Below are 13,446 nucleotides of genomic sequence, written 5' to 3' on the forward strand. Positions count from 1 at the left end.
CTGAAAAAACAGAAGGAGGGGAAAAGCATCTATTACGTCCAAGGCATGCAGTCGCCGCTGATGGCCGACCATATGGCGCGCGAAGAATGTTACTACTTGCAAAAGCTGGCGGAAACGACCGGCGAAGTGAAAGCTCTAGCCTGCGATCCGACCAAGACGCGCACACAATAGTCCATAAGGAAAAAAGCGGTTCGCTCGAAGGAACCGCTTTTTCTTGCCCGTATAGCCGTTTTGCCGGCCCCGCCAAGCACGGAACACACGGCTTTTGTTTCACTGCGGCGCGCGCTCTGGCAAGCGGCACTCGCCGGTTTCCGCCCATTCGCCGACAAGCGCCTCCAGCGCCTCGGTGTCAAGAGCAGCAAAATAGCGGCGCAATTCGCCTTCGTCATGAATATAGACGCGCCGGCGCTGTCGGTATTCCGGATTTTTCCATAAACAAACGAGGGCGACGATGTCGCGCAAACGAATGTCGCGCCCGTTAGCCGTAAACAGTGGATCGCTTTCATACGGCAGCCAATCAAGCAGCGCCGCCTCAAAATGGCGCAAATACAACACAGACAGCGTCCGCTCTTCGCCGCCGTCGCGGTACGTGACTTCCGATCGGTTGAAGTAGTCCTCAAACGTATTCGACTGCGATTTTTGCAATTCTTCGCCTTGCAGGCGGCAAATGTTCATGAGCGCACCCCTTCCCGGTCAGCCGTTTTTTCTTTATTTTACCATATTACGGCTGTCCGTCGCTCAAATTTTCCGCCAATTTTCCGAAAAACAAGTCAGCTTCCCGCTCAACCTCGCCATCGTCCGTCCATTCTGGCAGCGGCGGCAGTTCTTCAATCGTTTTCAGGCCGAAATAGTCGAGAAATTCGGCCGTCGTCCCGTATAAAATCGACCGCCCGGTCCCTTCGGCGCGGCCGACTTCTTTAATGAGCGCCCGCGCCATGAGTGTCTGCAGCGGCTTGTCGCTTTTCACGCCGCGGATTTCCTCGATTTCAGCGCGCGTAATCGGCTGGCGGTAGGCGATAATGGCGAGCGTCTCGAGCGCCGCCTGCGACAGCGGCGACGCTCCCGGCGCTTCGACCAGCTTTTTCAAATACGGAGCATACTCTTTCTTCGTCGCCAATAAAAACACGCCGCCCAGCTCGACCAGCTGAATGCCGCGTTCTTCGCGGCAGCAGTCTTCCTGGAGCGCCGCCATCACTGCTTTCGCCTCCGGCTCGCCAATATCCAAAACAGCGGCAATTTGGGCAAGCGACAGCCCCTCATCGCCAGCGGCAAACAACAGCGCTTCCACGATCGCTTTGAATGGAGCCGGCGCACCAGCAGCGCTGTTTGTTTTCATTTCCTTTTGGTCCATTCTCCCTTCTCCCCTTTCCTTTTTCACCGTTTTGATCGCAACTGCAGCCATCTTGCGGCTTCCCGACATTTTCCGCGAAAATGCAGGACTGGCGCGTGATTTTCATCCCCGGGTGAAGGGCAAAACGTTGCCCATGAGACTTTTTCGTGAAGATGCGCATGCCTTGAGCAGACATTTTCACGCCTGGGCGAAGAGCAAAACTTGCTCATGAGCCTTTTCCGAATCAGCAGCTGTCCGTCTCGCCTTCGCACCGACCATCAGCCGATGGGCCCAGCAGGCAAAAGGAAAGCGGTCCGCCATCGCGAACCGCCTCAACCGGCCAGATGATTGGCGGCGAGAAACAAATCGCTGAAATTCCGCTCTTGCTCAACGATGATTTTATTTTGTTTCATTAATTCCAAAATAGCCAAAAAAGTGACAACGATATACGAACGGTCGCAGGACGGAAATAACTCATAAAAGTTTTTCCGTTCTTTCGCCTGCCGCAGTTCATGCAAAATTTCCGCCATCCGCTTTTCAACGGAAATATCTTGGCGGGCAATTTTCGTCCGCATCGGTTTTTGCAGTTTTTTGCGGCGCAACAGTTTTGACAGGGCGCCGAGCATATCGTAGACGTTGACATCAAGCGGCGCGGACGCTTTTTTTTCATCGGCGTACGCGCTCAAGTCACTCGGGGGTTTTGTAAACAGAAGCGCCCGTTCTTCTTCGCGCCGCTTCAGCTCGCGTGCAGCTTCCTTAAACTTTTTGTACTCAAGAAGCCGCTGCATCAGCTCTTCGCGCGGATCGTCCGCCTCGGCGAATTCCAAGCTGTCATCTTCGGCGTGTTCGTCGGACACCGGCAGCAGCATTTTGCTTTTCATCGCCAACAGCGTAGCCGCCATAACCAAATATTCGCTGGCGATATCAAGCTCAAGCTCTTGCATGGCGTGAATGTACGCCATATACTGTTCCGTAATTTGCGCCACCGGAATGTTGTAAATATCGATCTCATAGCGGTTGATTAAATGCAAAAGCAAGTCAAGCGGCCCTTCAAACGCTTCAATTTTGACGTTATACGGCACTTGCACATCCATCCCACCATTTTTCCGCAGCCATTCCCCGCGCCGATGCGCACATTGGAGAACCTTGCTGGCAATATACTTATTGTATCATAATTCCGCGGCGAAGCGAACGGAAATGAGACGGTTTTTGCCTCGAACGCCATGAAAACGTATAATACAAGGAGAGCCCTGCCGCAGCGCCGGCAGCTGCACGGCTTTGCCTGGCAACAAGGCCGCCTACCGCGAAACACGCCTCGGCGAAAGGATCGATGGCCCATGTATCCAAAAGCATATATCGACTATTTAGTCCATTTCCATGGCGACCGCGATTATTTCGAATGTCATGAGATTTTAGAAGAACAATGGAAGCGCGACGGACGGAAACGGGAATGGCTCATTCTCATCCAAATTGCCGTCGCCTTTTACCACTACCGGCGCGGCAACAGTTCCGGCGCGCTCCGCCTTATCAAACGGGCGCGGACGCTGCTTGAGGAGGCGCGCGGGATGATCCGCCGGCTCGGCCTTGACGAGAAGGAGTTGGCCGTGCTGCTTGAAGAGGCCGCCGAGCGGATTGCCCGCGGCGAACCGTATGAAAGCATTGAGCTGCCGATTCGCGACCGCTCCCTGTACGAACAGTGCCAAGCCGCCTGCGCCGAGCGGCAGCTTGTTTGGGGGCAGGCGAGCGATCTCACTGATATCGACCTTGTAGACAAACACCGGCGGCGCGACCGTTCGGACGTCATCGCCGCCCGCGAACAAAAAAAGCGGGCGAAAGCAGAAGGGACATAACCCCTCTGCCGCCCGCAACAGCGCGGCGTTGCGCCGATTTGTCTCGTTGGGCTAGCACGTTTGGCATTTATCGAAAAACGAGGCGGTCCACTCGTTCGCGCATAGCCGGCGGTCGGGGTACGCCTCTTTCAACGCCTTGACCATCTGTTTTCCGATCCCTTGGTGGCGATGCGATGGATTGACGCTGATGTGCTGGATTTGCACAACATCAGGAGCGCACAACAGGACGCCGATAATGCCGACGATATCGTCCCCTTCCTTCCATAAAAACAGCTGCCAGTCGCTGTTCGTTTCATACTGTTTGATCGTCTGCTGGAGCCGTTTCAAATCTTTTTCCGTCGGCATAAACGACAACAGTCCCATGGCGATTTTCTCATAGTTTTTTCGATAGCGGATCAACATAAAAATCCCTCATTATCGACAAACGCTTTTCCGAAAAGGAAAACACGTTGTCATTTTCTCTATACGTATTATAAACATTCTCACCGATATTGTGAACCATTTCATGCCTTTTTACACAAATGTCCGCAAAACGTTCGCCATCTCAATGGCCGAAACGGCCGCTTCCCAGCCTTTATTGCCCGCCTTTGTGCCGGCCCGTTCAATGGCTTGCTCGATCGTATCGGTCGTCAATACGCCGAAAATGACCGGGACGCCGCTTGAGAGCGCGGCGTGGGAGACGCCTTTGGCCGCCTCGCTGCACACGTAGTCAAAATGGCTCGTCGCCCCGCGGATGACGGCGCCGAGCGCAATGACGGCATCAAACTGCTTCGATTCCGCCATTTTTTTCGCGAGGAGCGGAATTTCAAATGCGCCCGGCACCCAGGCGACCGTGATGTCATTGTCGCTGACGCCATGGCGCGTCAAACCGTCGATCGCCCCTGACAAAAGCTTGCCCGTAATGAATTCATTAAAACGAGAAACGACGATGCCGATTTTCAACCCGGTGCCGACTAAATTTCCCTCAAGAACCCGCATGTTTTTTCTCCTCCTGTTTTCAAAAATGAAGCATATGCCCTAGTTTTTCATATTTCGTGCGCAAGTATTTTTCATTTTCTTTTTTCGCTGGCATTTGAAGCGGCACCCGTTCGACAACTTCAAGCCCGTGCCCTTTCAAGCCGGCGATTTTGCGCGGATTGTTCGTGAGCAGACGCATTTTCGTGACGCCAAGGTCTTTTAAAATTTGCGCACCAATGCCGTAGTCGCGCAAATCGGCCGGGAAGCCGAGCTTTTCGTTCGCCTCGACCGTATCGTAGCCTTGCTCTTGCAGCTTATAGGCGCGCAGTTTGTTCATCAGGCCGATGCCGCGCCCCTCTTGACGCATGTAAAGCAGCACCCCACGCCCCTCGGCTTCGATTTGCCGCAGCGCCGCATGCAGCTGCGGACCGCAGTCGCACCGATACGAACCGAACACATCACCGGTTAAACACTCGGAGTGGACGCGCACAAGAATCGGTTCATCGGGAATAATGTCTCCCTTGACGAGCGCCACATGCTCCTTGCCATCAAGCACGTTCGTGTAGCCGACGGCGCGAAACTCGCCGAACTCAGTCGGCAGCCAAATGTCGACCTCGCGCTTCACTAGTTTTTCCCGCTGGCTCCGATAGGCGATCAAATCTTTGATCGTGATCATTTTCAATCCGAATTGGTCGGCGATTTGCCGCAAATCCGGAACGCGCGCCATCGTTCCGTCCTTTTTCATGATTTCGCAAATGACGCCAGCCGGCTTCGCCCCGCAAAGGCGGGCCAAATCGACCGCCGCTTCCGTATGGCCGGCGCGCCGCAGGACGCCGCCTTGTTTGGCAATCAATGGAAAAATATGGCCAGGCCGTTTAAAATCGCTCGCTTTCACATTTGGATCGAGCAGCGCCTGAATGGTCGCCGCCCGCTCGTAGGCGCTGATTCCGGTCGTCGTCGTCTTGTAGTCGATGCTGACGGTAAACGCCGTCCCATGAGCGTCGGTGTTATGCGCGACCATCGGCTCAAGCCCGAGCCGCGCCGCCAACTCTTCCGTAATCGGCACGCACACAAGCCCGCGGCCATGGGTGATCATAAAATTAACGACATCCGGCGTCGCTTTTTCAGCCAATGCGACAAAATCGCCCTCATTTTCCCGGTCTTCGTCGTCGCAGACGATGATCACTTCGCCGTTTTTCAGCGCGTCCAGTGCCGCTTCAATCGTGTCAAACATCTGAAGTTGCCCCCTATCCCGTTTATTTATAGCCATGCCGCTCCAAAAATTCGCTCGTCAATCCAGAAGGCAGCTCCTCTTTCGCGGCAAGAAAAGCAGCGACGTATTTGCCGATCATATCGCACTCGATATTGACGAGGTCGCCCGGCTGCTTTTCGCCTAAAATCGTCGCTTCACGCGTATGCGGAATGAGCGAAATGGTGAACGTGCGCTCGCTCAGACCGAAAATCGTCAAGCTCGTCCCATCGACGGCGACCGATCCTTTATAAATCATGTACGGGCGAAGCGGGGGAGGCGCTTCAATTTCATAGTAGACGGCGTTCGCCTTCGGCCATCGGCGGACGATGCGCCCGACGCCGTCCACATGCCCGGTGACGAAATGGCCGCCAAACCGCCCGCCAGCCGCCATCGCCCGCTCTAAGTTCACTTTCGATCCCGGCTTCAATGTTTTGAGCGCCGTCGCCTTGACGGTCTCCGGCATGACATCGACGGTAAACCGCCGGTCAGTAAACGACGTGACGGTCAGGCAGACGCCGTTGACGGCGATGCTGTCGCCGAGGCGAACGTCTTCGAGCACCCGGCGGGCGCCAATCGCCATCACGATGGCGTCGCCCGTTTGCCTCATTTGTTCAACCGTGCCGACCTCTTCAATAATACCGGTAAACATCCTTACTCCCCCCTCCTTTTCACCGCAGCAACGACTTTTATATCCGGGCCGACCATCTCCAACTGCCGGATGTCAAGCTCCATCGCCTCTTCAAGGCGCGAGAAGCCGAGGCCGCCGACCGGCGTCGGCGCTTCGCGGCCGCCGATCAGCTTCGGGGCGATGTAGGCGACCACTTCATTGACCGCCCCTGCCCGGAGGAAGCTGTCATGAACGCGCGAGCCGCCTTCCACAAACAGCGACGTAATGCGCTGCTCACCGAGCAGCCGGAGCACGTCGCGCACATGAATGTGCGCAGCCGCCATCGGGATGATGCGCACCCCGAGGCGCTCGTATGCCTCGGCCTTTTCCCAGCTGATGCCGCTCCCGGTGATGATCCACGTTTCCGCCTCCCGGTCGGTGACAACATGGGCGTCAAGCGGCGTATGCAAGTTTGTATCCAAAATGATGCGGAGCGGATTTTTCCGTTGCTCCCCGATGCGGACCGTCAACTTCGGATTGTCCGCCAACACGGTGTTGACGCCGACCAAAATGGCGTCATGCTGGGCGCGAAGGCGGTGCACATCTTGGCGCGCCGCCTCGGACGTAATCCATTTGCTTTCCCCGGTCGCCGTCGCAATTTTCCCATCGAGGCTGCACGCGTATTTTAACGTCACAAACGGCGTTTTTACCGCGATATAGTGAAAAAACACCCGGTTGAGCTCATCCGCCTCTTCTTTCAGCAGCCCGACATCGACCTCAATGCCCGCCCGTCGCAGCTTGTCGATCCCTTTCCCGGCGACGAGCGGATTCGGGTCGGTTGTCGCGATGACGACGCGGCGGACGCCGGCTTGAATGAGCAAATCCGCGCATGGAGGCGTTTTGCCGTAATGGCTGCACGGCTCAAGCGTCACGTACACCGTTGCCCCGCGCGCCTTCTCGCCGGCCATGCGGATCGCATGCACTTCCGCATGCGGCTCTCCCGCTTTTAAATGGGCGCCAAGCCCGACGACCGCTCCGCCATTGACCACAACAGCACCGACGACAGGATTGGGGGACGTTTGCCCGATTCCGGCTTTCGCGACATCGAGCGCAAGCCGCATATAATGTTCATCGCGATACACCACACTCCCCCCTTTTTTTCTAAAAAATAAACCCCCGGAACTTCCCCGGGGGTTCGTTGATGAGAGAATGAACCATGATGTGCAGCCAAACAAACGAGAACACTTGTTCGTTAACTATGTCATACCGACCGACACAAAGCGGCCGCCGCTACACCAAACCGGCGCCGGCCGTCCAGGCCGGCCGAAAACAACCGTGCGCACATCGCCATCCTTCTCCCATCCAGACTATACTGTCGGCTCCGGAATCACACCGGATCGTGCCGATACGGCTCGCGGGCTGAGAGGCATAGCGCCTCATCACCGCCGGTCGGGAATTTCACCCTGCCCCGAAGGAGGCTTCACTATATTGTTAGGTTTATTATACCACAAGAGCGGCCGGAAATCATCATTGTACGACCCAAAACCAGTACGCCGCTCCCCACAATAGGCTCATCCCCAGCAAAATGAAAAACAAAAGCCAATTGTTCCGGCTTGTCCGCTCCTCGTCTTCCGTCCGTTGCTTACGGTTCGTCAAATACTTTCACTTCCTTCATCACGTCGCCGTTTTTCATCGTCTTCACGACGTCCATGCCCGATGTCACTTGGCCAAAGACCGTATGCACTCCGTCCAAATGCGGCTGCGGCTCGTGGACGATAAAGAACTGGCAGCTGCCGGTGTCGCGGCCGCGGTGCGCCATGGACATCGCGCCGGTGACATGTCGGTGTGGATTGTTGTCCGTCTCGCACGGGATCGTATAACCGGCATCGCCCGTTCCATTGCCGCGTGGACATCCTCCTTGGCTGACAAATCCAGGGATGACGCGGTGGAACGTCAAGCCGTTGTAAAACCCTTGATTAGCTAATTTCTCAAAATTAGCGACCGTCACCGGCGCTTCGTTCGGGAATAGTTCAAATTCGATTTTCCCACCGTTTTCCATCAAAATATATCCTTTTTTCGCCATGGTACTTCAGCTCCTTTTTTGCGCTTCAACCGCTTTTATCATATCATGATTCGAAAGGGAAAGAAAGCCAAAATGCCGCCTCGTCGAACTGTTCATTGTTTTTTTAATATAATAAATATATTTATATGGAATCGGAATGGGTACACTAGTGATGAATGATAGACGTAGCAAAACTGGCAAGGGGGCGTCCGACGGTGTTGTTGATGGCGGTGACGGTAATCGTCTTTTCTGTTTCGTTTCTCCTCATGCCCAAACGGCTTTCAGGCCTTGAAATGTATACAACTTCGCTGTTTGCGGTTTTCTTCGGCCTTTCAACGGATTTGTTTCTCGATGCCAAGTACCATTTATACGGGTATTTTGATGTTGGAGTCGACGGACTGGACTATGTATTTACTGTTTTCATTTACGTCACCGTCAACCTCCTGTTTTTAAACGGATACCCGATGCATCGTCCGATTTGGGTGCAGGCCGCCTATATCGGCGGATGGTCGCTCTTTTCCATTTTGTATGAAATGGCGGCGCTGAGGACAGAAATTTTTTACTACCACGGCTGGAAGCTTTCCTATTCAGCCGCCTTATATCCGCTTCTGTTTCTGATTTTGCTTTGGCATTTGTTGTTCGTGCGCCGCTTGGCGGCGAAGGCAAAGCGCCGTTCCGAATAGAAATTCACGCCGGCGTACGTTATAATGGTAGTGCATGGTTGGTAGATAGGAGGCGAGCAATGTGAAACGAACGATCGCTTCATCGCTGCTTTGGGCGATGCTGCTGGCGTTTCCGGCCATCGCAGCCGCCGATGCCGCGCCGGGTGATGTCATCGTCACGCTTGGTGAAAATTTGACCGCTGAACAAAAACAAAAAGTGCTGGAAGAAATGAAAGCGCCGGACGGAGCGCAGACAATCACGGTCTCGAACGCCGAGGAGCATAAATATTTGGATGGACTCATCCCGAAGGCACAAATCGGCACGCGCGCCATCTCATCGTCCATGATCACCATCGGTGAACCGGGCTCAGGGCTTCACGTTGAGACGCACAACATCACATGGGTGACGAAAGAGATGTATACAAACGCCTTGATCACCGCTGGGGTGAAAGATGCCGATATTTATATCACGGCTCCGTTTCCGGTTTCCGGCACCGCAGCGCTGACGGGGCTGATGAAGGCGTACGAAATTTCGTCCGACAAGGCGATTCCAGATGACGTAAAAAAGGTAGCCAACGAGGAAATGGTGCAAACGGCCAAGCTCGCTGATTCGATCGGCGCGGACAAAGCGGTCGCCTTGCTGGCGAAAATCAAAGAGGAAATCGCCAACAACCCGCCGCAAACGGACGCTGACTTGCGCGCCTTGATTGAAAAAATCGCCAATGATCTTGGCATCACATTAAGCGCCGATGAAATCAACGCTCTCGTCTCCCTTTTTCACAAAATGCAAAACGCCGACATCAATTGGGACCAAGTGAACGACCAGCTGAGCAAGGCGAAAGAGCAGCTGTCTGCGTTTTTGCAGTCAGAAGAAGGGAAAACATTCATCCAAAATTTGATCGACATCCTCAAAGAAATTTGGAATGCCATCAAATCGGCCTTTTCCGCCAACCAACAATGAGAGAAGGCGCCCTGCTGCATTAGGGCGCCTTCTCTTCTTGGCGGCGGCCGTTCTTTTCCAGGGCCGCCTTCATTGGTTGACTTTCGCCTTCAACGGCAAGTCATATTGGATCAAGTCTTCATACGTTTCCCGTTTGACGACGAGCTGGGCGTCGCCGTTTTCGACGAATACGACCGCCGGACGCGGCAGACGGTTGTAGTTGTTCGCCATCGAATAGCCGTAAGCACCGGTGCAAAAGACGGCTAAATAATCGCCCGGTTTCGCTTCCGGAAGTGCGATGTCCCAAATGAGCATGTCGCCTGATTCACAACACTTCCCTGCAATGGACACAACTTCCATCCGATCGCCCAGCACCCGGTTGGCCAGCACCGCTTCGTATTTCGCTCCATACAGCGCCGGGCGGATGTTGTCGCTCATGCCGCCGTCAACGGCGATATAGGTGCGGACGTTCGGCACCTCTTTGCGCGAGCCGATCGTATAAATCGTCGTTCCGGCATCCCCCACGAGCGAGCGGCCGGGCTCAATCCAAATTTCCGGCAGCGGAAGTTGATGCACTTCCGCCTGTGTTTTCACCTCATCCACGATACAGTCGACATACGCTGACACCGGAATCGGGTCGTCTTCATCCGTATAGCGGATGCCAAAGCCGCCGCCAAGGTTGACGACCGCAGGAACGAACCCACACGTTTTGTGCCATTCGGCCAGCTTGGCAAACATTTTTCGTGCGGCGAGCACAAAGCCGGTCGTTTCAAAAATTTGCGATCCGATATGGCAATGGACGCCGAGCAGTTGAAACGCAGCCGACGCCATGACGCGCCGGAACGCTTCATCCGCTTGACCGTTATTCAAATCAAAGCCGAACTTCGAGTCTTCCTGTCCGGTTAAAATGTAATCGTGCGTATGCGCCTCAACCCCTGGCGTCACGCGAAGCAAAACCGGAACCGCTCGACCGGATGGCCCCACCAATTGTTCAATCAGCTCGAGCTCGTAAAAGTTGTCGGCCACGATGCAGCCGACCCCGTGTTCAAGCGCCATCGCCAGTTCATCCCGGCTTTTGTTGTTGCCATGGAAATGGATGCGCTCCGGCGGGAACCCGGCGGCCAAAGCCGTATACAGCTCCCCGCCTGAGACGACATCGAGCGACAATTGTTCCTCAGCGGCCAGCTGCACCATGGCAACTGAAGAAAACGCCTTGCTGGCGTAGGCGACTTGCGCCCGCACGCCATGGCGGCGGAACGCTTCCTTAAACGCGCGCGCCCGCGCGCGGATCAAAGCAACGTCATAAATATAAAGCGGCGTTCCATACGTTTTCGCCAACTCGACCGTATCGACGCCGCCGATTTCCAAGTGCCCTTTTTCATTGACGCGGCTCGTTCCATGAAAAAACATTGAAATCCCTCATTCCTCATCAAAGTGGCGCAAACATGCATACCAAAAGCAAAAAAGACAGTTTCGCAACCGGCGCCTGCCTTGAAAAAAAACAAAGCCGCAGAGCAATCAGCCCCGCCGCATGGCAGGCTGTCATACAGCCGCGTGCGCTCTCTGCCTCGAGCGCCCGCCCTCCTTAGGCGGACGGACGACTTGCCAATGGCGCTTGCAAAGGTGCGAAACGTCAAGTATAACGTATCATAATTATAAAAAAGTTTCAATAGCGCCAAAAGGGAGAAAGCGGCCGTCCATATATGCCAATGGAAACGGCCGCTTGTGCGATGACGATCTGCGTCATGTCGGTTGCTTTCGCACGTCCTGCGGATGAACGATGCTCGGACGCACTTTCGCCCCGGCCACCGAGCGGCGGACGACAATTTGCATAAATGCCGCCGGGTCAAACGGAATGAACGGCCATAAGTACGGCGTGTTGAGGGAACGGGTGCTAACGAGCCAAAGCAAATAAACCGTCGCGCCGATGACGAATCCGGGCACCTTAAACAAGGCGACGAGCACGACGAGCGCCAGGCGGGAAATTTTATTGGCCACGCTCAGCTCATAGCTCGGCGTTGCAAATGAACCGATCGACGCGACGGAAACATACAAGATGACTTCCGACACAAACAGCCCAACGTCAATCGCGATTTGCCCGATCAAGACAGCGGCGATCAAGCCCATCGCCGTAGAGAGCGGCGTCGGCGTATGAATGGCTGCCATCCGCAAAAGCTCAATTCCAAAATCAGCGATCAAAATTTGCACGATGATCGGAATATTCGTTTGCTTGTTCGGACCGATGAACGCCCACTCTTTCGGCAGCAGTTCAGGCTCAAGGACAAACAGCACCCAAAGCGGCAGCAAAAACAACGACGTTAAAATGCCTAAAAACCGCACCCAGCGCACAAACGTCCCGACCCCTGGCGACTGCCGGTATTCCTCGGCATGCTGGACGTGGTGAAAAAATGTTGTCGGCGTGATGATGACGCTTGGCGATGTATCAACCATAATGAGCACGTGCCCTTCAAGCAGGTGCGTCGCTGCTACATCTGGCCTCTCGGTGTAACGGACGAGCGGGTACGGGTTGTATCCTTGCTTGACTAAAAACTCTTCAACTGTTTTGTCGCCCATCGTCAGTCCATCGACGTTGATTTGCTGCAACTCTTTCTTGACGAGTTCAACAAGCCCCGGGTCAGCGACGTCTTTAATATAGGCGATGCATACGTCCGTTTTTGACCGCTCGCCGACTTGCAAAATTTCAAAGCGCAGCCGCTCGTCGCGGATGCGGCGGCGGGTGAGCGCCGTGTTGACAATGATGTTCTCGACATAGCCGTCGCGGGCGCCGCGCACAACTTTTTCCGTATCCGGCTCTTGCGGCTGCCGACCCGGATAGCTGCGGACGTCGACAGCAAATCCGGTCGATTCGCCTTCAATCAAGACGATGATCAAGCCCGACAGCAACTTGTCAACCGCTTCGTCGAGGCTCGTCACCGGACTGACTTGCTGATGAACGAGTCGATTTTCGATGATCTGCCACGCTTGGGACGCCTGGCGTTCATCATCGTTGACGCGCACAATTTGTTTTAACAATTCGATAATGTATTGCGTGTCGCATAAACCGTTGCAGTAGTAAATATGTACTTCCCGGTTTAGGATATAGATTTTCCGCACGCCTAAATCAAAGCTTGTCCCGACGCCGATCCGCTGTTGCAAAAACTTCGCGTTGTCAACGAGCCGCTTCGCGATCGGCGCTTTCGGTTTCTTTTCTTTTTCCGGCATGGCCACCACTCCTTTCGAGAATCAACTCGACCGCCTTGCGCGTAATCGGCGCTCCGTATTTCGCATGGTCTCGATATCCCATTTTGCCGATGTCGCCGATGCCAACGATGAGCGGAATGTTCAGCCGGTCAAGGCAGTAGACGGTATCGCCATTGATCCGCCCGATCTCGAGGTCCCGGACGCCTTCTTTATCGACCCCATATTCGGTCATCACGCCGTCACGGTCGATGCTCACATGCACTTTTGTCCATTCATGCTGGTGCGTATTGGAGGCAACCGCCAGCGCCCCGAGCACTTGGATTTGCTCATGCGTCGCCACATAGCGAAGCGCCTTCTCTCCGGCCCCCTCCCCGAGGGCGCCGCAATCGTCAAACATGACAAACACTGGATCGTGCGGCGTTTGCAAAATGAGTTCGACCAACTGTTCACCGCTCAGTTTCGTCGGATTGCCTTGCGAGCGAGAAATGCAACGGCCGCCGATTTCGGCTGCAACCCGCTCAATCGCCCGGCAGGCGAACTCGTCCCCATCCGTTACTAAAATGACTCGTCGTTTTTCCATCATCT

Annotated in this window: 16 protein-coding genes, 1 pseudogene and 1 riboswitch; of the genes and pseudogenes, 4 read left to right on the top strand and 13 right to left on the bottom strand. The window is 54.8% G+C overall.

The annotated features are described in order from the left end of the window. Positions 1 to 42 precede the first annotated feature (42 nt). A pseudogene (locus ETC02_RS06770) lies at positions 43 to 171 on the top strand (DUF2935 domain-containing protein); the annotation flags it as partial. 99 nt (positions 172 to 270) lie between these two features. Here ETC02_RS06770 and ETC02_RS06775 read toward each other — a convergent pair. The 3 genes from ETC02_RS06775 to ETC02_RS06785 all read right to left on the bottom strand — a co-directional run bounded on the left by ETC02_RS06775 (position 271) and on the right by ETC02_RS06785 (position 2,424). After that, a complete protein-coding gene (locus ETC02_RS06775; protein ID WP_063210902.1) occupies positions 271 to 675 on the bottom strand; it encodes a hypothetical protein in 405 nt (134 codons plus the stop codon). A gap of 46 nt (positions 676 to 721) precedes the next feature. Further along, the gene (gene scpB / locus ETC02_RS06780) at positions 722 to 1,351 is read right to left on the bottom strand and encodes an SMC-Scp complex subunit ScpB (RefSeq protein WP_171698151.1); all 630 of its coding nucleotides are present in this window, start codon (positions 1,349 to 1,351) and stop codon (positions 722 to 724) included. 311 nt (positions 1,352 to 1,662) lie between these two features. Next, the gene (locus ETC02_RS06785) at positions 1,663 to 2,424 is read right to left on the bottom strand and encodes a segregation/condensation protein A (RefSeq protein ID WP_033008270.1); all 762 of its coding nucleotides are present in this window, start codon (positions 2,422 to 2,424) and stop codon (positions 1,663 to 1,665) included. A gap of 243 nt (positions 2,425 to 2,667) precedes the next feature. On the opposite strand from ETC02_RS06785, the gene ETC02_RS06790 reads away from it, so the two are divergent. Further along, a complete protein-coding gene (locus tag ETC02_RS06790) occupies positions 2,668 to 3,180 on the top strand; it encodes a DUF309 domain-containing protein (protein ID WP_033008269.1) in 513 nt (170 codons plus the stop codon). Positions 3,181 to 3,231: 51 nt separating this feature from the next. On the opposite strand, the gene ETC02_RS06795 is transcribed toward ETC02_RS06790, so the two are convergent. From ETC02_RS06795 to ETC02_RS06820, 7 genes are all read right to left on the bottom strand, one after another. Then, positions 3,232 to 3,582: a GNAT family N-acetyltransferase gene (locus ETC02_RS06795; protein WP_033008266.1), complete on the bottom strand. Its 351-nt coding sequence runs from the start codon at positions 3,580 to 3,582 to the stop codon at positions 3,232 to 3,234. A gap of 111 nt (positions 3,583 to 3,693) precedes the next feature. Continuing rightward, the gene (gene ribH / locus ETC02_RS06800; protein WP_033008265.1) at positions 3,694 to 4,158 is read right to left on the bottom strand and encodes a 6,7-dimethyl-8-ribityllumazine synthase; all 465 of its coding nucleotides are present in this window, start codon (positions 4,156 to 4,158) and stop codon (positions 3,694 to 3,696) included. A gap of 19 nt (positions 4,159 to 4,177) precedes the next feature. Further along, positions 4,178 to 5,371 (bottom strand): bifunctional 3,4-dihydroxy-2-butanone-4-phosphate synthase/GTP cyclohydrolase II, encoded by a 1,194-nt coding sequence (locus tag ETC02_RS06805; RefSeq protein ID WP_050367490.1) that lies wholly within the window; start codon positions 5,369 to 5,371, stop codon positions 4,178 to 4,180. 22 nt (positions 5,372 to 5,393) lie between these two features. After that, the gene (gene ribE / locus ETC02_RS06810; protein ID WP_033008263.1) at positions 5,394 to 6,038 is read right to left on the bottom strand and encodes a riboflavin synthase; all 645 of its coding nucleotides are present in this window, start codon (positions 6,036 to 6,038) and stop codon (positions 5,394 to 5,396) included. A 2-nt stretch (positions 6,039 to 6,040) separates the two neighbouring features. Next, on the bottom strand, positions 6,041 to 7,138 hold the full coding sequence (ribD, locus tag ETC02_RS06815; protein ID WP_171698148.1) for a bifunctional diaminohydroxyphosphoribosylaminopyrimidine deaminase/5-amino-6-(5-phosphoribosylamino)uracil reductase RibD: 1,098 nt from the start codon (positions 7,136 to 7,138) through the stop codon (positions 6,041 to 6,043). A 204-nt stretch (positions 7,139 to 7,342) separates the two neighbouring features. Continuing rightward, a riboswitch (FMN riboswitch) is annotated at positions 7,343 to 7,476 on the bottom strand. A gap of 47 nt (positions 7,477 to 7,523) precedes the next feature. Then, the gene (locus tag ETC02_RS18075) at positions 7,524 to 7,652 is read right to left on the bottom strand and encodes a hypothetical protein (RefSeq protein WP_255350139.1); all 129 of its coding nucleotides are present in this window, start codon (positions 7,650 to 7,652) and stop codon (positions 7,524 to 7,526) included. Beyond that, positions 7,639 to 8,079 carry a peptidylprolyl isomerase gene (locus ETC02_RS06820; RefSeq protein WP_050367491.1) on the bottom strand — a complete coding sequence of 147 codons (441 nt, stop codon included), beginning with the start codon at positions 8,077 to 8,079 and terminating at the stop codon, positions 7,639 to 7,641. Before ETC02_RS06820 ends, ETC02_RS18075 begins: the two co-directional genes overlap by 14 nt. Positions 8,080 to 8,282: 203 nt before the next feature. Here ETC02_RS06820 and ETC02_RS06825 point away from each other — a divergent pair, with 203 nt between their 5' ends. Both ETC02_RS06825 and ETC02_RS06830 read left to right on the top strand, forming a co-directional pair. After that, positions 8,283 to 8,741, top strand: a complete 459-nt coding sequence (locus ETC02_RS06825; protein WP_305847206.1) for a CBO0543 family protein — start codon at positions 8,283 to 8,285, stop codon at positions 8,739 to 8,741. A 61-nt stretch (positions 8,742 to 8,802) separates the two neighbouring features. Next, on the top strand, positions 8,803 to 9,681 hold the full coding sequence (locus ETC02_RS06830; protein ID WP_033009085.1) for a DUF1002 domain-containing protein: 879 nt from the start codon (positions 8,803 to 8,805) through the stop codon (positions 9,679 to 9,681). Between the two features lie 69 nt (positions 9,682 to 9,750). On the opposite strand, the gene lysA is transcribed toward ETC02_RS06830, so the two are convergent. From lysA to spoVAEA, 3 genes are all read right to left on the bottom strand, one after another. Beyond that, complete coding sequence (gene lysA, locus ETC02_RS06835; RefSeq protein ID WP_050367493.1) at positions 9,751 to 11,070, bottom strand: diaminopimelate decarboxylase; 1,320 nt, start codon at positions 11,068 to 11,070, stop codon at positions 9,751 to 9,753. A 333-nt stretch (positions 11,071 to 11,403) separates the two neighbouring features. Then, positions 11,404 to 12,882 carry a spore germination protein gene (locus ETC02_RS06840; protein ID WP_050367494.1) on the bottom strand — a complete coding sequence of 493 codons (1,479 nt, stop codon included), beginning with the start codon at positions 12,880 to 12,882 and terminating at the stop codon, positions 11,404 to 11,406. Next, entirely contained in the window at positions 12,830 to 13,441 is a 612-nt protein-coding gene (gene spoVAEA, locus ETC02_RS06845; RefSeq protein ID WP_050367495.1) for a stage V sporulation protein SpoVABEA, read from the bottom strand. The genes ETC02_RS06840 and spoVAEA overlap by 53 nt, the downstream gene beginning before the upstream one ends. Positions 13,442 to 13,446 lie beyond the last annotated feature (5 nt).

This window comes from Geobacillus sp. DSP4a (genome assembly GCF_013096875.1).
In the GTDB taxonomy this organism is placed as follows: Bacteria; Bacillota; Bacilli; order Bacillales; family Anoxybacillaceae; genus Geobacillus; species Geobacillus thermophilus.